This is a genomic window from Chromobacterium sp. CV08 (genome assembly GCF_051129845.1).
Taxonomy (GTDB): domain Bacteria; phylum Pseudomonadota; class Gammaproteobacteria; order Burkholderiales; family Chromobacteriaceae; genus Chromobacterium.
In genome coordinates this window covers 320,440-340,600 of sequence record NZ_CP150453.1, presented here as the reverse complement: position 1 = coordinate 340,600, position 20,161 = coordinate 320,440, and the positions used below count along the sequence as shown (strand labels likewise).

Sequence of the window (20,161 nt, the reverse complement as noted above, 5' to 3'; positions counted from 1 at the left end):
GGTTCCACGTGGAACACGACAACCTGCTGGCCTTGGGCCGCATAGAAGGCAAGCTTGACATGATCGTCGCCCACCTCGCCAAACAGGACAAGAAGCTGGAAGAACTGGACGGCCGTCTGCGCGACGTCGAAGTCCAGGCCGCGAAGAGCGGCGCGCTCTCCGGCGCCCTGTCGGCGCTGCTGGTCACGCTGGCCGGCGAATTGCTCAAGCGCCTGGTGCACTGACACCCCTCAGCTAAGCCGCCACGCCGCCCGGCGTCACAATCTCCCCATCCTCACATCGTTCCAAGGAATGACCATGTCCATGCTGATTTCCGTGCAAACCGCCATTGCCGACCGCCTGCGCCAAGGCATGGGCCGGATGGTGCGCGAAGTGGCGGCGGACCTGGACGAAACCGCCCTGTGCGGCCTGCAGCTGGCCCACGGCGATTACGCCAGCCGGCTCACCCCCGGCCAGTCCAGCCCCACCATCAATCCGCAGGCGCTGGCCAGACTGCCGGCGCTGTGGACCGTCGCCGGCGGCATCACGTCCAGCCAGCCGCAGGCCAGTCAACGACTGCGCTACAAGGCCAACGCGCTGTTCACCGTCATCGTCGGCGACCGGCTGCAGGTCGACGCCAACTATGCCGGCGCCGGCGTCTGGCAACTGGTCTACGCCACGCGCCGCCTGCTGGCATCCCAGGACTTCGGCCTGGCGGTGAATCCGCTGCTGCCGGAAAAAGTCCGCCCGTTGGGCCAGGCCCCGCGCGACGGCCAACCGTGGAGCCTGGTCGCCTGCGACTTCAGCACCTACTGGCTGGACGAGGCGCTGGACAACGGCCACTGGCCGTCTCCGCAGACCGACGCCGACCCGGACACGCTGTTCCGCGCCTTCGGCGGCCGACTGGAAGACCCGGCCAAGACCTGGCAAAGCACCCAGCTCAATTACAGCCTGAACGGCTCCGCCGGCGTCAAGGCGCAGGACATCGTCTCCAATCCGGCGTCGTCCGCCAAATAAAACGCTTTCCCCTCGCCGCGCCAACCGGCGCGGTCCCCTCCTCAACCGCCACACCAGGAGTCTTTCCTTATGGCTAGCGCCAACATCAGCTTCGACCAGATTCCGGCCTCCATCCGCAAGCCGGGCAAATATTTCGAGTTCAACACCAAACTGGCTGTGCGCACCTTGCCGGGCAACCCGCAGCGCGTGCTGATGATCGGCCAGCGCCTGGCCGACACCGCCGCCCAACCGGCGCTGACCGCGCTGGACGTGTTCAGCGACGAACAGGCCGCCCAGGCCTTCGGCCGCGGCTCCAACGCCCACCTGATGGCGCGCGCCGCCATCAACGCCAATCCCTATCTGCAGCTGACCGTGATAGGCGTCGATGACGCCGCCGCCGGTACCGCCGCCGCCGGTTCCTTCACCTTCAGCGGTCCGGCCGCCGCCGCCGGCGTGCTGAGCCTGTTCATCGGCGCGGTGCGCGTCGACGTGGCCGTGGCCGCCGGCGACGACGCCGCCAAGATCTCCGCCAACGCCCAGGCCGCGCTCGCCAAGCTCTCCGACCTGCCGGTGATCGCATCGGCCGCCAAGGAGGTGCTGACCGTCACCGCCCGCCACAAAGGCGGCATCGGCAACGGCATCGCGCTGAAGGCGCAGGAACAGATCGCCGGCCTCGCCGTCGTGATCGCGCCGATGAAGGGCGGCGCCGGCGATCCGGACATCGCCCCGGCACTGGCTGCCGTGGCCAGCGGCGGCCATCAAATCATCGCCAGCCCGTTTACCGGCGACGCCGCGCTGACCGCGCTGCGCACCCACCTGGACTTCGTGTCCGGCCCGTTGGAGCAACGCGGCGCCATCGGCGTGATCGCCACCACCGGCGCGCTGGCCGACGCCTCGGCATTGTCCGCCAAGCTGGACAGCGGCCGCATCACCGCCGCCTGGTACCGCGGCTCGGCCAAGCTGTCCGGCGACATCGCCGCCGCCTACGCCGCCGTGATCGCCAGCGAGGAAGATCCGGCCCGTCCGCTGAACACGCTGGAAGTGCCGGGTCTGGACGTGGTGGATCTGGCGTCCCGCACGACCCGCACCGAGCAGGAAAACGCGCTGTACAACGGCGTGACCCCGCTGGAAGTGGCCGCCGGCAACCGCGTGCAGATCGTCCGCGCGATCAGCACCTACACCAAGGACGCCCAGGGCGTCGACGACGTGTCTCTGCTGGACATCACCACCATCCGCACGCTGGATTACGTCCGCAAGTCCTGCCGCGAACGCATCGCGCTGCGCTTCCCGCGGGAGAAGCTGTCCGACCGCACCCCGTCCAAGGTCCGCTCCGAGCTGCTGGACGTGCTGTACAAGCTGGAAGAGCTGGAAATCATCGAACAGGTGGAAGCCAACAAGGCCGGCCTGATCGTCGAGCGCGACCTGCAGGACGCCAACCGCCTGGACGCCAAGATCCCGGTGGACGTGGTCAACGGCCTGCACGTGTTCGCCGGCCGCATCGACCTGCTGCTGTAAACCGGCGCGGCGAGGCGGCTGATCCCGCAACGCTCAGCCGCCTCGCCCCCTCCTCCATCCGCAACCTCCCAGCCGGCTGGGCCGCCGCCCGGCCGCCTCATCCCGAATCAAAAAGGAAAGTCTCATGGCTTTGAAAGAATACGCAGGCTCCATCGTCCTGGAAGTGAACGGCCAGGAAATCGACGTCATCGACCTCAATGTCAGCAGCCGCACCGGCCGCAAGGTGGTGAAAACGATGAACGCCACCGGCCGCGCCAAGGGCTTCGCCCGCGGCATCTCCGAATACGACCTGGCGGTCACCGTCTCCATCCCGCTGACCGGCGACCTGGACTGGGAAGCGATCGAGGGCGCCAAGCTGACCGAATTCCCGCTGGCCCCGGGCGGCAAGCGTACCAGCTACCTGGACTGCTTCACGCTGGAAGTCGGTGAGAAATACGGCGTGGAAAACGAAGCGCGCCGCGATATCAAGCTGATGTCGCTGCGTAAGGTTGTGGAATAAGTCCCTCATTATCTGGAAGAGTCCAGATTAAAAAAGGAAGCCAAGTCATTTATGGCTTGGCTTCCTTACCTCAACACTGCATCCATTAAATAAATGGAGTTTGAATTTTAAAGAATTCAATCCACAGAACAAGGAAGCATTGTCATCTTACTGGATGAGCACTTGGTTAGGAAACTTAAATGTCAAAGTATAAAATCATGCAGTACGCAGGCAAAAAAAAAGGCAACGTACCAGTAACCAGCTATGACTCAATGCCAAAGCATCATCCAGATAAAAAAGAAGAGAAAAATCGCCAATATGCAGAAATACATGGAAATCTAGAAGAAGTCGCGCAGCAAAAAAATAGAGTTAATATAAAAAAGGACTTCATCTTAAGTGATGAAAAAGGGAACAGGGACGTATATACGCCGTCGCCTGTCTCAGGATATGCCTCATACTCTAAAAACTACGGAACGATAGACATATATGACAAGCCCGCGGGAAAGGATCGTACCTTACTAGCAAAACTGCAACACATAAAGCCAGAAACGCAAAAATTCAAAAATGGAGACCGTGTCGAATACGGACAAGGGCTCGGGTTGCAATACAAAACTGGCGACTTAGCAGGAAAACATAAATATCCTATTCACTCTCATGTCGAAACAGATGAAGAAACATACAAGAAATATATCTCTGACATTGTGTCTGGCAAAATAAAATTAACCGCCCCAACTCAAGAAAATAAATCAGCTCAAAAAGAAAATAAAGCCCAAAGACAAGAAAAGCCTACCTTACCTACACCTACACCCAATACAAAACTCACTCAAAAAATGGGTGGTTCATTGGGTAATTTGATCGCAAAGGGGGAAGGAAATTACGGGTCTTACAACCAAGGCAATGCCGGCGACTCTATTGGAAAGACTATAGATTTCTCCAAAATGAGTATATCGGAAGTACAAAAACGGCAAAACCTGCCTGTTGGTGATAAGAATAGATTATTTGCCATTGGGAAGTATCAAATAATACCAACAACAATGGCTGATGCTGTTAAGGATTTGAAACTAACTGGGAATGAAAAGTTAACACCTGAGCTGCAGGAAAAAATATTTTCCGAATATCTCATAGCAAAAAAAAGACCTCAGGTTAAAAACTTCATCACTGGAAAAGAAACCTCACCAGCTAAAGCTCAAACAGCACTAGCAGCAGAATGGGCAAGTATTGCAGATCCTAAAACTGGACTCAGCAGATATGGGAAAGTGGGCCACAACAAGGCTTCCATTTCTGCAAGCAGCACTAAAGAAGCCTTGACAAAGATGAAAGAGGCGTATGCCGCCCATATTAAAAATGGCATGTCTCCTGAGCAAGCTTGGCAGCAAATAAATGGGCTAGGTCTGACAGACCAAACCCAAAGCAATAACAATGATAACTCTCAGAATAAAAAAGAGCCCATTCCATCCGAGGGTAAAGGAAAAAATGCCAAGCAGCACGTCGATACGGAAGCTGCAAAACAGATAGAGGCTGAAAAAGCAAAACCCAAGCAACGCGCCGACGCGGAAGCAGCGAAACAGAAAGCGGCCGAGCAGGCGAAAGCCAAGCAGCACGCCGACGCCGCGAAGCAGAAAGCGGCCGAACAGGCGAAAGCCAAGCAACACATCGACGCCGAGGCTGTAAAACAGAAAGCAGCGGAACAGGCGAAAGCCAAGCAAGGCGTCGACGTAGAAGCTGTGAAGCAGGAAAAGGCTGAGCAAGCTCAGACCAAGATCGAAGCTGCAGGAAAGAAAGAACCCGCTCAGCCCAAACAGCAAGCCGCGGCGAAGCCGCCCCAAAAGCAACCCGCTCAAGCCAAGGCCGCCCAGCCAGCCGGTCCCGGCAATCTGGATGCCCAACTAGCCCAGCTTGCCGCTCTGCTCGGCCAGTTGAATGCCGCGCTGGCCCCGCTGGCCAAACCCATCCAAATCACCGTCGACGTGCGAAACGGCAACATCGTCGCCGCCGTCAACGCCGCCAACAGCCAACAACAAAGGAGGAGCTGATGTTCAGCCTCAATGTGTTCGCCGGCGCATCCGCCGGCCCCCTGGTGGACGCCAGCTTCCGCGGCGTGCGCTTCGACTGCCTGAAGAGCGTGGACAGCGCGCAGCGCGACCAGGCGATGCACGAATACCCGTACAAGGACGGGGCCGACGTGGAGGACCTGGGCCGCAAGGCGCGCAAGGTGTCGCTGTCGGCGATGTTCTGGGGTCAGGACTACCAGCGCCGGCTGCGCGAATTCGTCGCCGCGCTGGACGCCGCCGGCCCCGGCGAGTTGGTCCACCCGGTGTTCGGCAGCATGCCGCAGGCCCAGGTGGTGGATTACCAGATCAGCCACGACGCCGACGCCACCGACTCCTGCACCGTGGAGATCAACTGGGTGGAGGCCACGCCGGGCAACCCGTTCTTCGCCGCCAAGAAGACGCTGCCGCAGGTGGACGCCATCTCGTCCCAGGTGGACAAGCTGCGCCAGACGGCCGGCGAGGCCTTTGCCAAGGCCCAGGGCCTGGTGGCCACGGCCAAGGGCGCACTGGCCCGCGTCGCCGCGCTGCGCCAGCAGCTGAGCGCCACAGTCAAGCAGCTGGCCGCCATCGCCAACCAGGCGGTGGCCCAGGTGACGGACCTGCTCGCCTATCCGCAGGCCTTCGTCGCCCAGGCCAGGCAGCTGGTGGACGCGGCGGCCGACTGGCGCTTCGATCTGCAGGTGGACCTCGGCCCGCTGCCGGCACTGAAGACCGCCGCCGACCGCGCCTCCGCCACGCTGGCCGACTGGAAGGCGCTGCGCCGCCGGCTGGAGGGCCTGCCGGACGCGGTGCGCCAGGGCATCTCGCCGGTATCGGCCAGCGCCACGCTGTCGGTGTGGAGCGACGACCAGCGCCGCATCGACGCGCTGCTGCAGCTGAACGTGTCCACCAAGCTCGCCGCAGCCGCAGCCGGCGTTTTCGCCAGCGAGTCGGCCAAGCCGACGCTGACGCCGCCGGCACTGGAGCAGATCGCCGGCGACGTGCGCGCCTCGCTGCAGACCACGATAGATCAATGGCGCGCCGGCATGCCGTCCGAGGACGCCTACAAGGTGGTGGACGGCCTGCGCGAACTGGGTCTGCAGGTTCAACAAGGCGCCGCCGCGCTGATCGCCGCCCGTCCGCCGCTGTTGAAACGCAAGGTGGAGTCCGCCTGCAATCTGCGTCAGCTGGCCCACCTGTGGTACGGCGACAGCGAGCGCGCCGCCGAGCTGTTGCGGCTGAACCCGCAACTGTCCCAACCGAACCATCTGACTCCGGGGACCCTGGTCTATGGCTACGCCCGCTAATCACGCCGTCAGCCTGCAGATAGGCGGCCGCCGGCACGGCGACTGGACCCACTACTCGGTCGACTCCGACCTGGTCGTCGCCGCCGACGCCTGGCAGGTGTCGCTGGGCCTGCCCGGCGGCGTCTTCCCGCCCGACGTGGAACCGGGCGCGATGGTCAAGGTGCAGGTCGGCGGCGAAACGGTGCTGATGGGCCGCATCGACGACATCAGCCACAGCGTGGCCTCCGGCGACCACCAGCTGGCGCTGTCCGGCCGCGACCTGGCCGGCATGCTGCTCGATTGCAGCGCGCCGCTGTTCACCGGCAAGGGCATGACGCTGCAGGACGTGCTGGACAATGTGGTGAAGCCGCTGGGCATCGCCAACATCCGCGTCGACGCCAAGGCCCGCGGCCAGATCGAGAAGATCAACGTCGATCCCGGCAACAGCGCCTGGGACGTGCTGACCCGCGCCGCCCAGGCCAACGGCCTGACCGCCTGGTTCGATCCGGACGGCACGCTGGTGGTCGGCGGCCCGGACTACAGCCGTCCGGCCGGCGCGCGGCTGATCCTGCGCCGCGACGGCAAGGGCAACAATGTGATCAGCCTGGCCGAAACCCGTTCCCACGCGCAGCGCTATTCCGAGCTGACGCTGCTGGGCCAGGGCCACGGCCAGTCGCTGACGCCAGGGCGCCACGCGATGCGGCATCAGGTCTTCGATTCCGACGTCCGCTACCACAAACCTCGCATCCAGGTGGAGCCGGACGCCGCCAACCCGGCCGAGCTGGCCGCCCGCGCCGACAAGATGCTGGCCGACGCCCGCCTGGCCGGCTACACGCTGACCGCCACCGTCGCCGGCCACCGCGACAGCCAGGGCGCGCTGTGGACGCCGGGCCAGCGCATCGAAGTGGAAAGCGAGCCGCACGGCATCAACGGCACTTATTTCCTGATGGCGCGCACCTTCGAAGGCGGCCGCGGCCAGGGCAGCGTCACCCGGCTGACGCTGAAGGAAGACAAGTGCTGGATTCCGGTGATGCGCGCCGGCAAGCAATGAGGAGACAAACATGTGGCATGAAGTAGACCAACGGATACGCCGCGCCTTCAGCAATGTGCGCCAGGGCTTTCGCGCGGCGCTGACCCACGTCGACAGCGGCGGCGGCGTTCAGCTGGCCCAGGCCGACGCGCTGGCCGGCGAGCGCTTGCAGGACGCCGAGCTGTTCCAGCATTACGGCTATACCTCCAACCCGCCGCCGGGCACCATGGCCATGGTGCTGCCGCTGGGCGGCCGCAGCAGCCACAGCGTGGTGATCGCCACCGAGCACGGCAGCTACCGGCTGCAGTCGCTGCAACCCGGCGAAGTGGCGCTGTACAGCGACGAAGGCAGCAAGATCGTGCTCAAACGCGGCAGGATCATCGCCGTGGAATGCGACACCTTCCAGCTCGACTGCAAGACCTGGCAGGTCAACGCCAGCGAGCAGGCCAGCTTCACCACGCCCTCGCTGAACACCAGCGCGCAATTCGTCGCCCAGGGGCAGATCAGCGGCAACGGCGGCCTGGCCATCCAGGGCGGCGGCGGCGCCAGCGTCAACGGCGACATCAAGCTGTCCGGCTCGATGAACGCCAGCGGCGACGTCAAGGCCAGCGGCAAGAGCCTGGCCTCCCACACCCACGACGCGCCGAACGGCCCCACCAGCCCGCCGAAGTAAATCGCGCCACTGACCCCCGTCCCCTGATTCCCCAATCGCCAAACCCGGAAAATAACGCCATGGACCCATTGCTGGACCCCGTCACCGGCGACTACGCCGGCGCCTCCACCGACACCGTCGCCAACGCCGTCTACCTGCGCCTGATGACCCCGCTGGGCGGCTGGTGGGCCGACCCGACGCTGGGCTCGCGCCTGCACGAGCTGTCCCGCAGCAAGGACAGCAAGCGCATCGACCTCTTGGCCTGCCAGTACGCCGAACAGGCGCTGCAGCCGCTGCTGCAGGACGGCCGCGCCAACCGCGTCCAGGTGTCGTCGCAACGGCAAGGCCCCGGTCGGCTGTTGCTGACCATAGAAGTCGCCGAGACCGGCGGCCACATCCGCCATTTCCAACATCAAGTGAGGATAGCCTGATGCCCCTGCCCACCCCCGATTTCGCCAGCATCCGCGACGCGCTGCTGCGAGACCTGCAAAACCTGCGCGCCGATGCCGACATCGCGCCGGACAGCGATTACTTCGTCCGCGCGAGCTCGGTGGCCAGCGCGGTGGAGGGCCTGTACCAGCACCAGAGCTGGATCGCCCGCCAGATCTTCCCCGACACCGCCGACAGCGAATACCTGGAACAGCACGCCCGCCTGCGCGGCATCGTGCGCAAGCCGGCCACCGCCGCCAGCGGCACGCTGAGGATCAGCGGCAACGCCGGAGCCACCGTCACCGGCAGCCTGCAGCTGCGGGTGGGCGAGCAACTGTACGCCACCCCGGCCGGCAACGCCGACGGCAGCCCTTATTCGGTCAGGCTGGACGCCAACGGCCAGGCCGAGCTGCCCATTTTCGCCGGCCAGGCCGGCACCGCCGCCAACCAGCCGGACAACCTGTCGGTGGAGCTGATGCAGGCGCCGCCCGGCGTAGCCGCCAAGGCGCTGCTGCTCAGCATGCGCAACGGCGTCGACGTCGAAGACGACGCGGCCCTGCTGGACCGGCTGCTGGAGCTGATCCGCCGCCCGCCGGCCGGCGGCAACAAGCACGACTACCGCCGCTGGGCGATGGAAGTCAAAGGCGTCTCCGCCGCCTACGTCTACCCGCTGCGCCGCGGCCTGGGCACCGTCGACGTGGTCATCACCGCCAACGGCGACCTGCCGTCGCAGGAAATCCTCGCCAATGTGCAGGCTCATATCGAAGACCTGCGCCCGGTCACCGCGAAGAGCTGCCTGGTGCTGGCGCCGACGCCGCGCCCGGTCGACATCGACGTCGCGCTGAATCTGGGCGGCGCGAATCCCGACGCGTTCACGCCTATGCTGCAACAGACGCTGCAGGCCTACTTCGCAGGCCTGGCGCCGGGCGAGCGGCTGGTCAAGAGCCGGATCGAAGCACTGATCTCCGACCTGCCCGGCGTGCAGGACCGCCAGCTCAACGCGCCGGCCGGCAACATCGATCCGGTATCCGATCAAAGCAAAGTGGAATGGCTGCGGCTGGGCAAACTGACGGTGAGGGCGCTGCAATGACACCGCAAGCACCGTATCAGGACTTGCTGACCCGGCTGTTGCCGCCGGTCAGCTACAGCCCGGACGGCCCGCGGCTGCAGGCCGAGCTGGCCAGCGAGGGCGCGGCGCTGGACCGCGCGCAGAATTCGGCCCGCCAGCTGGCCGGCGCGATCACCCCCTTGCAGGCCGAAGCCATGCTGCCGGATTGGGAGCGGGTATGCGGCCTGACGCCTCCATCCGACGCCACCTACCAGCAACGCCAGCAGGCGGTGCTGGCCAAGCTGGCTGAAACCGGCGGCCTGTCCATTCCCTACTTCACCCGGCTGGCGGCCGGCATGGGCTACAAGATCCGGATAGACGAACCGCAACCGTTCCGCGCCGGCGTCAACCGCGCCGGCCAGCAGCTGTGGAGCGCCGACATCCCCTGGGTATGGCAGGTGACCGTGTTCGGCAGCAAGGTCCGCCCCTACCAGTTCCGCGCCGGTCAATCGCTGGCGGGCGAACGCCTGTCCACTTTCGGCGACCCCAGGCTGGAAGAGCTGTTCAACGACCTGAAGCCGGCCCATACCTTCGTCTATTTCGCCTATCAGCCGTAATCGTCACCAAACGCGCGCATTCCGCGCATTTTCCCACCCGCACGTCCCCTCCCCGACGCCGATCGTCTATCGGCTGCTCTCATCCCATCCTTCCCAGGAGCGCTTCATGCAAGATCCCATCAAGCCCGTGCCCACGCCGGACCAGCGGTTCCACGACGGCAACCCCGCGACCGGCGAACTGGGCACCATCGTCTCGGCCGACTGGCTGAACACCCTGCAATCCGCCACGCAATCCACCCAGCAGGAAATGCTGTCGGTCATCCAGAACAGCGGCCAGAAAGCCGATCCCACTCGCCAGGACCAACTGCTGCAGGCGGTGCAGAACATCGCCTGGGGAGGCCGCAGCAAACCGACCACGCTGGCCGGTTACGGCATCGTCGACGGCGCCAGCAAGACCGAGCTGCAGACCGCCGTCGGCAATCTGACAACCGTGAAAGCCGACAAGGCCGCCACACTGGCCGGCTACGGCATCGGCGACGCCCAGACCAAGGCGCAAAGCGATGCCCGCTATTTCCAACGGCTGGCCCGCTTCACCGGCAACGGGCAGTTCACCGTGCCCGACGGCGTAACCCGCATCTACGTCTCCGGCTGCGGCGGCGGCGGCGGCGGCGGCGGCAGCGGCGCGAGCAGCGCCAGCGTCATGGCCGCTGGCGGCGGCGGCGGCGCCGGCAATCATGTGATGCGCCAGGACTACGCGGTCAAGCCGGGGCAAGTCCTCAACATCGTCATCGGCGGCGGCGGCAGCGGCGGCCTGGGCGGCCCGGGCAACGGCGCGACAGGATCCGCCGGCATCAACGGCACCAACGGCGGCGCCACCGCCATAGCCGAAATCGGCTTGAATCTGCCTGGCGGCACAGGCGGCGGCGCCGGCAACACCAACGGGACATGGGGAAACGGCGCCGGCCCGGGCAATGGCGGCCCCGGCATGGCGCCGGGCACCGTAGGTTGGAGCGGACCGACGACCAATATGTGCTATCCCGGCGGCCTGGGCGGCAATTCGCCGTTCGGCGGCGGCGGCGGCACAGGCTGGTGGTATTGGGCCGGCGGCGTATCCCACAACGGCTCCGGCTTCGGCTCAGGCGGCGGCGGCGGCTTCGCCGGCAGCGTCGACGGCGGCATCGCCGGAGCAAACGGCGCCCCCGGCGTGATCTTCATCGAATGGTAAGGAGAAAATAATGAGCAAATTCGCCTACTTCAACCCGGTCGACGGCCGCGTGCTGCAATGGATAGACACCGAAGCCCGCAACTGCAATCTACCGGACGCCGCCCTGCTGCATCCGTGCTCGGATGCCGAATGGACCGCCCAGGCCCAGGGCGAGATGATGGTGCGCGACGGCGTCGTGCAGGCCTATGTCGCGCCGCAAGCGACGCCGGCGCAACTGCTCGCCGCCCGGCGCGCCGCCATCCGCTCCGGCTGCGACCAGGAACTGGCCGCGCTGCGCCTGGCCTACCCGGAACGCGAAGCGGACAGCTGGCCGCAGCAGGAACGCGAGGCCCGCGATATCGGGGCCAGTCCGGCGGCGTCCACGCCTTTGCTGACAGCCATCGCCCAGGCCCGCGGCCTGACAGTGGCGGAGCTGGCCGGCCGGGTACGCGCCAAGGCCGATGCCTACGCGGTGGAGGCAGGCAAGATCATCGGCCGCAAGCAGGCGCTGACGGACAGGCTCGACGCCGTCGATCCGGCCTCGCCGGACGCGTCGTCGCGGCTCTCGGCCATCCACTGGGAAACGCCCTGACCTTAGACCGGCCGCCATCCCCCCCAAACCGCGCCCGGCGCGGTTTTTTCATCGCATCCGGCAGCCGTGTCAGTACTGACACCCGTCCGCTGCCGTCGAAACGGACGCTCCCGCAAAATCACCGTCATTCCAAATCAGCGACATCTGTCATCGGCCCCGGCGGCCGATTTCTCATTCACGCGGGAGGCGCCTCACATGCAAGACCAACTCAAACCGATCAACAGCCCGGACGGCCTGTTCCACGACGGCAACCCCTACACCGGAGAACTCGGCACCGTGGTCACCTCGGAGTGGCTGAACGGCATGCAGACCGCCGTGCAATCCACCCAGCAGGAGGTGCTGACCCTGTTGAAAAACAGCGGCCAGAATCCGGATGCTTCTCGGAAGGACCAATTACAGCAGGCGGTGCAGAACATCGCCTGGGGCGGCAACAGCAGGCCGACCACGCTGGCCGGCTACGGCATCGTCGACGGCGCCAGCAAGACCGATCTGCAGACCGCCGTCAACAACCTGGTGGCCGGCGCGCCCGGCGCGCTGAATACCTTGCAGGAACTGGCGGCTGCGTTAGGCAACGATTCCAACTTCGCCGCATCCATCGCCAATCTGCTAGCCGGCAAAGCAGACAAAGCGTCCACGCTAGCTGGGTATGGCATAAATGATGCCGCGACTGCTACGCAAGTAAATGCTGCTGCACCAGCGGGAATGGTGGCTTACTTTGCCATGCCTAATGCGCCGGCTGGCTGGTTAATCGCCGATGGTTCCACAAAGAACTGTAAAGACTATCCCGCCTTGTTTACCGCCATTGGCAAGATTTATGGCGGAGATGGCAAAACAACTTTCTGTATACCCAACCTCTGCGGGGAATTTATTCGCGGCTGGGATAATGGGCGTGGTATTGATAATTTGCGGCAGCTGGGTTCATGGCAAGACGCTACCCGTGTCATTAAAGACTACTGGACTGACAATGGATGGAATGGCGCCGTTCCAGACGTAATGGGCACAGCTGCAGCAGATTGGGACTGGCAAGGCAGAGTACTTGATGGCGCATACGGAACACAGCCTAAAGGGGAGGGCACGACATTCATGAAGCATGTAGATGCAATGAGAGTCCGCCCCCGCAACATCGCCCTGCTCGCCTGCATCAAGTACTGACGCCCGCGACGTTCCACGTGAAACCGCGCCAAATCGGCGCGGTTTCTACATAGAAATCAACGCAGCACCACCAGCGCGGTGCCGGCGCAGCTCACCGCGGCGCCCAGCCAGGCCAAGAGCGGCGGTGGCCGGCGCAGGACCACCCACAGCATCGGCAAAATCAGCACCGGGCTCAGCGCCGACAATATGCCCACCGTCGCGACGTTCGCATGCTGCAAAGCCAGCATGATCAGCGTCATGCCCAGGCCCAGCGCCACCAGGCCGTTCAGCGCGGTCCGGCCCAGCATCGGCGGCGTGTACCGGCCGCGGCTTTTCGCCAGTTTCCAGCCGCTGAGCCACAGCAGGTAGTGGGCGCCGCAGCTGACGCCCATGCGCAACGCCGACGCGGTCACCGGCTCCAGCCCGGCCGCCATCGCCGGCTTGGCGAAGAAGGTGCCCAGCGCCTGGCACAGCGCGGCCGCGAGGCCGAGCGCGACGCCGGAGGCCAGCTTGTCGTTGCGCTCCCAGACATGGGCGTCCACCTCGCGCCGGCCGAAGGCCACCGCCAGCAGCACGCCGCCGAACACCAGCAGGCTGCCCAGCATCGCGCCGGCGCTCAAGCGCTCGGACAACAGCAACACGCCCAACAGCACTGAAAACACCGAATGGGTGGCGAACAGCAGGCCGGTGCGGCGCGGGCCCAGGCGGTTCATCGACGCGAACATCACCGTATCGCCGAGGAAGATGCCGGCCAGACCGGACAGCAGCGCCGGCCACAGGCTGGCGGCGCTGACGGTGTGCCAGCCGCCGGACAGCAGGCTGTAAACGCCAAGCACCGCGGTCAGCAGCGTCAGCCGCAGTCGGGTGAAGGCGAAGGGACCGAAATGACGGGAGGGCGCGGCGCCCAACAGTCCGCCCAGCGCCCAGCAGCCGGCGGCGCCGACCGCGGCGAGCTCGTACAGCATCATGGTTCGATCAAGTGGATTTCCACCCGCTCCCTGCCCTTGCCGACGTCGCGGCGCTTACGCGTCGCCATCGGCCTTCGCCTCGTCGCCGGCCAGTCTCAGATACACGTCCTGATCCAGCTTTTCCATCATCCTCTCCGGCCGGTTCAGCGCGGTGAAGCCGTACTGTGCGTACAGACCGTGCGCGTCGGCGGTGGCCAGCACCATCCTGCGCAGGTCCCGCAGCGCCGGGTGCGCCAGCGCCGCCTCCACCAGCCGCTTGCCGACGCCCTGCCCCCGCCAGCCGTCCAGCACGAAGACGTCGGCCAGATAGGCGAAGGTCGCCTGGTCCGTTATCGCGCGGGCGAAACCGATCTGCTGGCCGTCGTCGGCATAGGCGCCGAAGCATAGAGAATGCGCCAGCGAGCGCTCGAACACCTCGCGCGGCACGCCGCGCCCCCAGTAGGACTCGCGGGACAGATATCGGTATATCCGCTCGCGGTCCAGCCGCCTCGGATCGGCGTCGATTTCCACTGCCATGGCGCTTCCCGTCTCCCACAGAAAGTCCCAGCGTAAACAAGCGGCGGCATCCGAACAAGCGTTCGGCATACAGAAGGGCACAAAATGCCGACCACAAAGACATTTATGGCATTATCATTCCACGCCGCCGCAAACTTGCCGTTGCCAGCGCCGGTAAAAACTCGCACGATATGGGTTTCCCCTATCGTACCGCCCGCCATGAATTTGTTGCCGATGCTGAGAAATCTGCTGTTCACGCTGCTGGCGCTGGCCATCCTGCTATGGTGCTACGGCAGCTGGCGCAATCTGCCGCCGCTGGTCGAGGCCGCCGTCTGGCTGGGCGACGCGCTGGCGATGGCCGGCGCCTATCTCGTTCCCACCGTCACCGCCGCGCTGGTGAAAAGCCGTCGGCTGAAACAGGTGGCGCTGCTGAACGTGCTGGGCGGCTGGCTGATCGTGCCGTGGCTGCTCGCGATGGGGCTGGCTTTGAAACGCGACGACCTGGCCTGAGCGCCGCGCCGCACCCCGGCGACCCGCCCCCCGAACAAGCGCGGGCGTCCGCAAACCAAGAGGAGAAGACTCGTGTTCCAACATGTAGACGCCTATGCCGGCGATCCCATCCTGTCGCTGGTCGAAGCCTTCGGCAAGGACCCGCGCGCCGACAAGGTCAATCTCAGCATCGGCCTGTATTACGACGAAGCCGGCCGCATCCCGCGGCTGAAGGCGGTGGAACAGGCCGAGGCGCTGCTGGCCGGCCAGGCCCAGCCGCCGTGCACCTATCTGCCGATGGACGGCATGCCGGCCTACCGCAACGCGGTGCAGGCGCTACTGTTCGGCGCCGATCATCCGGCGGTGGCCAGCGGCCGCATCGCCACCTTGCAGACGCTGGGCGGTTCCGGCGCGCTGAAAGTGGGCGCCGATTTCCTGAAGCGCTACTTCCCGGCCTCCGGCGTCTGGGTCAGCGACCCGACCTGGGACAATCACGTCGCCATCTTCGAAGGCGCCGGCTTCTCGGTGGAGCGCTACCCCTATTTCGATCCGGCCACCCGCGGCGTCGATTTCGCCGCGATGCTGGCCAAGCTGGAAACGCTGCCGGCCAAGAGCATCGTGCTGCTGCACCCGTGTTGCCACAATCCCACCGGCGCCGATCTGAGCGACGCGCAATGGGACCAGGTGGTGGCCGTCGCCAAGGCGCGCCAGCTGATCCCCTTCCTCGACATCGCCTACCAGGGCTTCGGCGCCGGTCTGGAACAGGATGCCTACGCGATCCGCGCGATGGCCGACGCCGGCCTGTCCTTCCTGGTCAGCAACTCCTTCTCCAAGATCTTCTCGCTGTACGGCGAGCGTTGCGGAGGCCTGTCCGTGGTATGCCGCGACGCCGCCGAGGCCGCGCTGGTGTCGGGCCAGCTGAAGGCCACCGTACGCCGCAACTATTCCAGCCCGCCGACGCACGGCGCCAGGGTGATCGCCACCGTGCTGAACGACGCGGAGCTGAAGGCCTTGTGGGTGTCGGAAGTGAACGAGATGCGCGAACGCATACAAGCGATGCGCGGCGTGCTGGTGCAGGTGTTGAAGGAGGCGCTGCCCGAGCGCGATTTCGGCTATCTGGTCAACCAGCGCGGCATGTTCAGCTACACCGGCTTTAGCGCCGCCCAGGTGGACCAGCTGCGCGAACGCTTCGGCGTCTACCTGGTCGGCAGCGGCCGCATGTGCGTGGCCGGCCTCAATACCGCCAACGCGCCCTATGTAGCCGACGCCTTCGCCAAAGTGCAGTAATTCCGGTTCCATTCAGCGCCGACAACGTTGTCGGCTTCGCTGCGCGGGGCCGTGCCGTACTGGACGGCGGCCCCGCTCGCCAGCCTTCGCGTTCCCGTCAACGGGAATCAGCCGGCCTGAACGGCGGGTCTGCCGTGTCGCGGCGGCCCGCCGTTTTCCGCATCAGGCGATGGCCCGTTCCGGCCAGCCGTGCGCGGCCACCTCGGTGGCCAGCACCATCCAGGCGGCGTCGCCGTCCATCTCGGCCAGCCTCAGGCAACTGAGCGCCAGCTTGATGCTGTGATCGTCCGGCTGTTCCCGCGCCAGCCGGCGGATCTCCTCCAGCGGCGGCAGCGGACCGCGCCGCAGCTGCGGCAGCGCCGGGCAACCGTCGTAGATGTATACCCCCACCAGGGCCATCTGCATCTGCAGGGCCGCGCAATCGGGCACCTCGCCCAGGCCGTTGCCGCGTGCCAGGCTCAAGCCGGCCTCCCAGGCGGTGATCAGGTGCACCGACTTGAAGTCGCGCGCGGCCAGAAACAGCAGGCGGCACAGGCTGCGCTGTTCGCGCGCGCCGGCCAGCAGGCCGGGCGGCAGGCGACACTGCAGCTCGGGCATCGCCAGCGCCTGCTCGATATCGTCCACGATGCGCGCCTCACCCGCCTCCGGCGGAATCGGCCTGCCCTGCCAGTCCCGCAACAGCTCGGTCAGGGTCAGCGGCACCATGCTGCGCCCAGGCATAGGCAGCAAACGCCAGTGCGACAGCGCATAGGCCAGCGCGGCGTCGATCTCGCCCGCCACGCCGCCGCGCACCGCGTAGGACAAGCGGATCAGGCCGTGGAACGACGCCGAGGCCGGCGCCTCCAGCGCCAGCCGCAGCCGTTGCGGCCAACAGCGCTGCCATCTGTCGCTTTCCCGCTCCCAGGCGAAACGCCGCCGCCAGGCCGCCTCGCTGGCCGGGTCGCCCAGCCAGCCACTGGTATCGGCGATGTCCCGGCCGTCGTCGTCCAGCGGCTCCAGGTGCTTGCATGAAGCGGCGTGGCGGCGCAACTCGGCTTCGCCGGCTCCCAGCTCTGCCAGCGCCTGCAGCGCCATCGGCAAATGGTTGGACAGGCCTTGCCGATAGCCACCGGCATAAGCCAGCAGCGGCGACAGCAACTCTTGCAACATCGGCGTCTCCTTCGCGATTCCGTTCCCATTCACTTTGGATCAGCGTCGAGCAAAAACCTAATAGGATTTCGGGATGACGGCGATAGCAGACCGCTATACCGGCCGCATAGCCGTGCTAGACAAGCATCCGGCTCGAAGACGATGGCGCCGGCGAGACGAAAAAACCGGCCCGAGGGCCGGTTTCTCGTCCGAGCGGCGGCGTATTCCCGCTCCTGTCAGAGGCGGAATGGAATGGAAATTACCAGACCTCGCCCGGTCGCCAGTCGGTTTCCAGCGACGCGCTGATGTCCAGCGCCGACGGCGTGTGGAACAAGCGGTAGATCATCACCTCTTCTTCCGGCGTTTCCACCAGGCTGCCGTTGTCGTGGTAGGCCAGCGGTCCCAGCCACAGCTCCCAGCCGCGGCGGGCGTAGAAATCGGCCTCGGACGGCGACAGCGCGGCGATGTCGTAATCGTCGCCGATCAAGGCGGGGATCGTCGACAACACGGCGCTGCCATAGCCCTTGCCCTGCCGGTCCGGCAGCGTGGCCATCGCCTCCACATAGGCGGAACGCAGCGGCGGCAGGCCCTCGGCGCGCAATTCGCGCTGCAGCCAGGCGGCGTGGCTGACCAGTTCGCCGGCGTCGTGCACCAGCAGATGGGTGGCGTCTTCCAGCCCATCCAGATAAGGAGAGAAATCTTCCTCGTAGGCCTGTGAACACAGGCTCAGGATACCGTCGCGCTGATGCGCGGAGAGGTCGCGGTTGGGCACAACCGTGAAGCTGAGCGTGGACAGGTCGGTCATGTCGGGCTCCTATTGTCGAAAAATGAACAGGGCCAGAGGCACCAAACGCTCAGACCCCGCCATGCCGGCGGGGTTCAGCCGACCTGGCCTTAGAGCCTGTTCAAGGTCTTTTGTGGCATCGGCCTTTTCTGCCGGATGCAAGGCGCGGAAAACCTGCCCCGAGACGCTTACACAAAGACGATGAACAGGTTCTTGCATCCAGTCGGAAGGATAAGCCCCGCCGATGACATCGAGATGAAGGAACGGGTATGGCGAATCGCCGCGGCCCGGCATGAAAATCATTCATCGGCGCAGCGGACACATGACCACCAGACCGACCCTCCCTTCACAAGCTCCAAAGGAAAAGGGCAAGCCATCCGGCCTGCCCTCGCTTTCACCGCTTGGCGGTGCGTCGCCCCTGCGGGGTGACGCACCCTACGCCTCGGTCCCGGCCTCACACCGACGGCAGCGCTCCGCCGCCTATCAAACCGTTGAAGCGGCCGCTGGCCACCAGCACGGCCGCCTTCTCGATGTCCGGCGCGAAGTAGCGGTCCTTGTCGTAGAACGGCACCAGCTCCCGCAACATGCCCTTGGCCGCTTCCAGCTTGTCGCTGGACCGGTTCGGCGCGCGGAAGTCTATGCCCTGGCAGGCGGCCAAGAGCTCCACCGCCAGGATGCCGGCGGTGTTGCCGGCCATGTCGCGCAGGCGGCGGCCGGCGAAAGTGGCCATCGACACGTGGTCTTCCTGGTTGGCGCTGGTGGGCAGGCTGTCCACCGAGGCCGGGTGGGCCAGCGACTTGTTCTCGCTGGCCAGCGCGGCCGACGTCACCTGGGCGATCATGAAGCCGGAATTGACGCCGCCGTTGTTGACCAGGAACGGCGGCAACTTGGACAGATTGCTGTCTATCAGCAACGCCATCCGGCGTTCGGACAAGGAGCCGATTTCGGCGATGGCCAGCGCCAGATTGTCGGCGGCGAAGGCCACCGGCTCGGCGTGGAAGTTGCCGCCGGACAGGATGTCGTTGTCGCCGGCGAAGACCAGCGGGTTGTCGGACACCGCGTTGGCCTCGACGCGCAGCACCTCTGCCGCCTGGCGGATCTGGGTCAGGCAGGCGCCCATCACCTGCGGCTGGCAGCGCAGGCTGTACGGGTCCTGCACCTTGCCGCAGTTTTCATGCGACTGCTCGATCTGGCTATGCGCCAGCAAGTCGCGGTACATCCGGGCGGCGTCGATCTGGCCCTGGTGGCCGCGCACTTCGTGGATGCGCGCGTCGAACGGGGTGCGGCTGCCCAGCGCGGCCTCCACCGACAGGCTGCCGGCCACGGTGGCCGACACGTACAGGTCCTCGGCGGCGAACAGGCCCTCCAGCGCGAAGGCGGTGGATGCCTGGGTGCCGTTCAGCAGGGCCAGGCCTTCCTTAGGCGCCAGCGTGATCGGTTCCAGGCCGGCGGAACGCATCGCCACTGCGCCCGGCACGCGCACGCCGTCGACGAAAGCCTCGCCCTCGCCTATCAACACCGCGCTCATATGCGACAGCGGCGCCAGATCGCCGGACGCGCCGACCGAGCCTTTCTGCGGGATCACCGGATAGATCTGGCGGTTGAACAGCGTGACCAGCGCGTCTATCACTTCGCGGCGGATGCCGGAGAAGCCGCGCGCCAGCGAGTTGATCTTCAGCGCCATCACCAGGCGCACGGTGCTGTCGTCCATCGGCGCGCCGATGCCGGCGGCGTGCGACAGCACGATGGAACGCTGCAGCAACTCCAACTCCTCCGGCGCGATCTTGGTGCTGGCCAGCAGGCCGAAGCCGGTGTTGATGCCGTAGACGGTACGGCCTTCGGACAACACGCGCGCGACGGTGGCGGCGGAGGCGTCGATCTCCGCGTAGGCGGACGGATCGATCTTCAATTGCAGGCCGGTTTCACGTGAAACGCGGCGCAGTTCGGCCAGCGTCAGCCGGCCCGGTACGATGTTGAGGATGCTCATGGCTTCTAATCTCTCTTGCTTCTTTGTTCTGTTGCTTGCGTATCTCGTTATTGCGGCAATACGTACAGGCGGAAGAACCTGTCGGCTCCCCGCCTC

Annotated in this window: 21 protein-coding genes; 16 read left to right on the top strand and 5 right to left on the bottom strand. The window is 65.4% G+C overall.

Annotated elements, in window-relative coordinates; all coding sequences use genetic code 11:
* The first annotated feature begins 8 nt into the window (after positions 1-8).
* The 14 genes from WNM05_RS01615 (at position 9) to WNM05_RS01550 (ending at position 12,948) form a co-directional block, all read left to right on the top strand.
* Positions 9-224 carry a hypothetical protein gene (locus tag WNM05_RS01615; RefSeq protein ID WP_114060910.1) on the top strand — a complete coding sequence of 72 codons (216 nt, stop codon included), beginning with the start codon at positions 9-11 and terminating at the stop codon, positions 222-224.
* 73 nt (positions 225-297) lie between these two features.
* A complete protein-coding gene (locus tag WNM05_RS01610; RefSeq protein WP_434631939.1) occupies positions 298-996 on the top strand; it encodes a DUF1834 family protein in 699 nt (232 codons plus the stop codon).
* A gap of 69 nt (positions 997-1,065) precedes the next feature.
* Complete coding sequence (locus WNM05_RS01605) at positions 1,066-2,490, top strand: phage tail sheath subtilisin-like domain-containing protein (protein ID WP_434631937.1); 1,425 nt, start codon at positions 1,066-1,068, stop codon at positions 2,488-2,490.
* Positions 2,491-2,614: 124 nt separating this feature from the next.
* Positions 2,615-2,989 (top strand): phage tail protein, encoded by a 375-nt coding sequence (locus tag WNM05_RS01600; RefSeq protein ID WP_434631935.1) that lies wholly within the window; start codon positions 2,615-2,617, stop codon positions 2,987-2,989.
* A 179-nt stretch (positions 2,990-3,168) separates the two neighbouring features.
* The gene (locus tag WNM05_RS01595) at positions 3,169-5,001 is read left to right on the top strand and encodes a hypothetical protein (protein ID WP_434631933.1); all 1,833 of its coding nucleotides are present in this window, start codon (positions 3,169-3,171) and stop codon (positions 4,999-5,001) included.
* Entirely contained in the window at positions 5,001-6,305 is a 1,305-nt protein-coding gene (locus WNM05_RS01590) for a DNA circularization protein (RefSeq protein ID WP_434631932.1), read from the top strand. Before WNM05_RS01595 ends, WNM05_RS01590 begins: the two co-directional genes overlap by 1 nt.
* A complete protein-coding gene (locus tag WNM05_RS01585; protein WP_434631930.1) occupies positions 6,289-7,335 on the top strand; it encodes a phage baseplate assembly protein in 1,047 nt (348 codons plus the stop codon). Before WNM05_RS01590 ends, WNM05_RS01585 begins: the two co-directional genes overlap by 17 nt.
* A 10-nt stretch (positions 7,336-7,345) precedes the next feature.
* A complete protein-coding gene (locus tag WNM05_RS01580) occupies positions 7,346-7,987 on the top strand; it encodes a phage baseplate assembly protein V (protein WP_434631928.1) in 642 nt (213 codons plus the stop codon).
* A gap of 59 nt (positions 7,988-8,046) precedes the next feature.
* Positions 8,047-8,397 carry a phage GP46 family protein gene (locus WNM05_RS01575; protein WP_434631926.1) on the top strand — a complete coding sequence of 117 codons (351 nt, stop codon included), beginning with the start codon at positions 8,047-8,049 and terminating at the stop codon, positions 8,395-8,397.
* The gene (locus WNM05_RS01570) at positions 8,397-9,485 is read left to right on the top strand and encodes a baseplate J/gp47 family protein (RefSeq protein WP_434631924.1); all 1,089 of its coding nucleotides are present in this window, start codon (positions 8,397-8,399) and stop codon (positions 9,483-9,485) included. Before WNM05_RS01575 ends, WNM05_RS01570 begins: the two co-directional genes overlap by 1 nt.
* Entirely contained in the window at positions 9,482-10,060 is a 579-nt protein-coding gene (locus WNM05_RS01565) for a YmfQ family protein (RefSeq protein ID WP_434631922.1), read from the top strand. The genes WNM05_RS01570 and WNM05_RS01565 overlap by 4 nt, the downstream gene beginning before the upstream one ends.
* A gap of 106 nt (positions 10,061-10,166) precedes the next feature.
* The gene (locus tag WNM05_RS01560; RefSeq protein WP_434631920.1) at positions 10,167-11,225 is read left to right on the top strand and encodes a hypothetical protein; all 1,059 of its coding nucleotides are present in this window, start codon (positions 10,167-10,169) and stop codon (positions 11,223-11,225) included.
* Positions 11,226-11,235: 10 nt separating this feature from the next.
* Positions 11,236-11,796 carry a hypothetical protein gene (locus WNM05_RS01555; RefSeq protein ID WP_434631918.1) on the top strand — a complete coding sequence of 187 codons (561 nt, stop codon included), beginning with the start codon at positions 11,236-11,238 and terminating at the stop codon, positions 11,794-11,796.
* 195 nt (positions 11,797-11,991) lie between these two features.
* Positions 11,992-12,948, top strand: coding sequence for a phage tail protein (locus tag WNM05_RS01550; RefSeq protein ID WP_434631916.1), 957 nt, complete (start codon positions 11,992-11,994; stop codon positions 12,946-12,948).
* A 56-nt stretch (positions 12,949-13,004) separates the two neighbouring features.
* Here the strand turns inward: WNM05_RS01550 and WNM05_RS01545 are convergent, their stop codons facing one another.
* Both WNM05_RS01545 and WNM05_RS01540 read right to left on the bottom strand, forming a co-directional pair.
* A complete protein-coding gene (locus WNM05_RS01545; protein WP_434631914.1) occupies positions 13,005-13,895 on the bottom strand; it encodes a DMT family transporter in 891 nt (296 codons plus the stop codon).
* Between the two features lie 54 nt (positions 13,896-13,949).
* A complete protein-coding gene (locus WNM05_RS01540) occupies positions 13,950-14,411 on the bottom strand; it encodes a GNAT family N-acetyltransferase (protein ID WP_434631912.1) in 462 nt (153 codons plus the stop codon).
* Positions 14,412-14,624: 213 nt separating this feature from the next.
* On the opposite strand from WNM05_RS01540, the gene WNM05_RS01535 reads away from it, so the two are divergent.
* Both WNM05_RS01535 and WNM05_RS01530 read left to right on the top strand, forming a co-directional pair.
* Positions 14,625-14,900, top strand: coding sequence for a superinfection immunity protein (locus WNM05_RS01535; protein WP_434631911.1), 276 nt, complete (start codon positions 14,625-14,627; stop codon positions 14,898-14,900).
* A gap of 72 nt (positions 14,901-14,972) precedes the next feature.
* Positions 14,973-16,166 carry an aromatic amino acid transaminase gene (locus WNM05_RS01530; RefSeq protein WP_434631909.1) on the top strand — a complete coding sequence of 398 codons (1,194 nt, stop codon included), beginning with the start codon at positions 14,973-14,975 and terminating at the stop codon, positions 16,164-16,166.
* Positions 16,167-16,328: 162 nt separating this feature from the next.
* On the opposite strand, the gene WNM05_RS01525 is transcribed toward WNM05_RS01530, so the two are convergent.
* From WNM05_RS01525 to hutH, 3 genes are all read right to left on the bottom strand, one after another.
* Positions 16,329-17,315 carry a hypothetical protein gene (locus WNM05_RS01525; RefSeq protein WP_434631908.1) on the bottom strand — a complete coding sequence of 329 codons (987 nt, stop codon included), beginning with the start codon at positions 17,313-17,315 and terminating at the stop codon, positions 16,329-16,331.
* Between the two features lie 238 nt (positions 17,316-17,553).
* On the bottom strand, positions 17,554-18,099 hold the full coding sequence (locus WNM05_RS01520; RefSeq protein WP_434631906.1) for a GNAT family N-acetyltransferase: 546 nt from the start codon (positions 18,097-18,099) through the stop codon (positions 17,554-17,556).
* Positions 18,100-18,532: 433 nt separating this feature from the next.
* Positions 18,533-20,065 carry a histidine ammonia-lyase gene (gene hutH / locus WNM05_RS01515; RefSeq protein ID WP_434631905.1) on the bottom strand — a complete coding sequence of 511 codons (1,533 nt, stop codon included), beginning with the start codon at positions 20,063-20,065 and terminating at the stop codon, positions 18,533-18,535.
* Positions 20,066-20,161: the final 96 nt, after the last annotated feature.

Coding starts and splice junctions, on each gene's coding strand:
- WNM05_RS01610 (WP_434631939.1), top strand. CDS start 298: ATGTCCATGCTGATTTCCGTGCAAACCGCCATTGCCGACCGCCTGCGC.
- WNM05_RS01605 (WP_434631937.1), top strand. CDS start 1,066: ATGGCTAGCGCCAACATCAGCTTCGACCAGATTCCGGCCTCCATCCGC.
- WNM05_RS01600 (WP_434631935.1), top strand. CDS start 2,615: ATGGCTTTGAAAGAATACGCAGGCTCCATCGTCCTGGAAGTGAACGGC.
- WNM05_RS01595 (WP_434631933.1), top strand. CDS start 3,169: ATGTCAAAGTATAAAATCATGCAGTACGCAGGCAAAAAAAAAGGCAAC.
- WNM05_RS01590 (WP_434631932.1), top strand. CDS start 5,001: ATGTTCAGCCTCAATGTGTTCGCCGGCGCATCCGCCGGCCCCCTGGTG.
- WNM05_RS01585 (WP_434631930.1), top strand. CDS start 6,289: ATGGCTACGCCCGCTAATCACGCCGTCAGCCTGCAGATAGGCGGCCGC.
- WNM05_RS01580 (WP_434631928.1), top strand. CDS start 7,346: ATGTGGCATGAAGTAGACCAACGGATACGCCGCGCCTTCAGCAATGTG.
- WNM05_RS01575 (WP_434631926.1), top strand. CDS start 8,047: ATGGACCCATTGCTGGACCCCGTCACCGGCGACTACGCCGGCGCCTCC.
- WNM05_RS01570 (WP_434631924.1), top strand. CDS start 8,397: ATGCCCCTGCCCACCCCCGATTTCGCCAGCATCCGCGACGCGCTGCTG.
- WNM05_RS01565 (WP_434631922.1), top strand. CDS start 9,482: ATGACACCGCAAGCACCGTATCAGGACTTGCTGACCCGGCTGTTGCCG.
- WNM05_RS01560 (WP_434631920.1), top strand. CDS start 10,167: ATGCAAGATCCCATCAAGCCCGTGCCCACGCCGGACCAGCGGTTCCAC.
- WNM05_RS01555 (WP_434631918.1), top strand. CDS start 11,236: ATGAGCAAATTCGCCTACTTCAACCCGGTCGACGGCCGCGTGCTGCAA.
- WNM05_RS01550 (WP_434631916.1), top strand. CDS start 11,992: ATGCAAGACCAACTCAAACCGATCAACAGCCCGGACGGCCTGTTCCAC.
- WNM05_RS01545 (WP_434631914.1), bottom strand. CDS start 13,895: ATGATGCTGTACGAGCTCGCCGCGGTCGGCGCCGCCGGCTGCTGGGCG.
- WNM05_RS01540 (WP_434631912.1), bottom strand. CDS start 14,411: ATGGCAGTGGAAATCGACGCCGATCCGAGGCGGCTGGACCGCGAGCGG.
- WNM05_RS01535 (WP_434631911.1), top strand. CDS start 14,625: ATGCTGAGAAATCTGCTGTTCACGCTGCTGGCGCTGGCCATCCTGCTA.
- WNM05_RS01525 (WP_434631908.1), bottom strand. CDS start 17,315: ATGTTGCAAGAGTTGCTGTCGCCGCTGCTGGCTTATGCCGGTGGCTAT.
- WNM05_RS01520 (WP_434631906.1), bottom strand. CDS start 18,099: ATGACCGACCTGTCCACGCTCAGCTTCACGGTTGTGCCCAACCGCGAC.
- hutH (WP_434631905.1), bottom strand. CDS start 20,065: ATGAGCATCCTCAACATCGTACCGGGCCGGCTGACGCTGGCCGAACTG.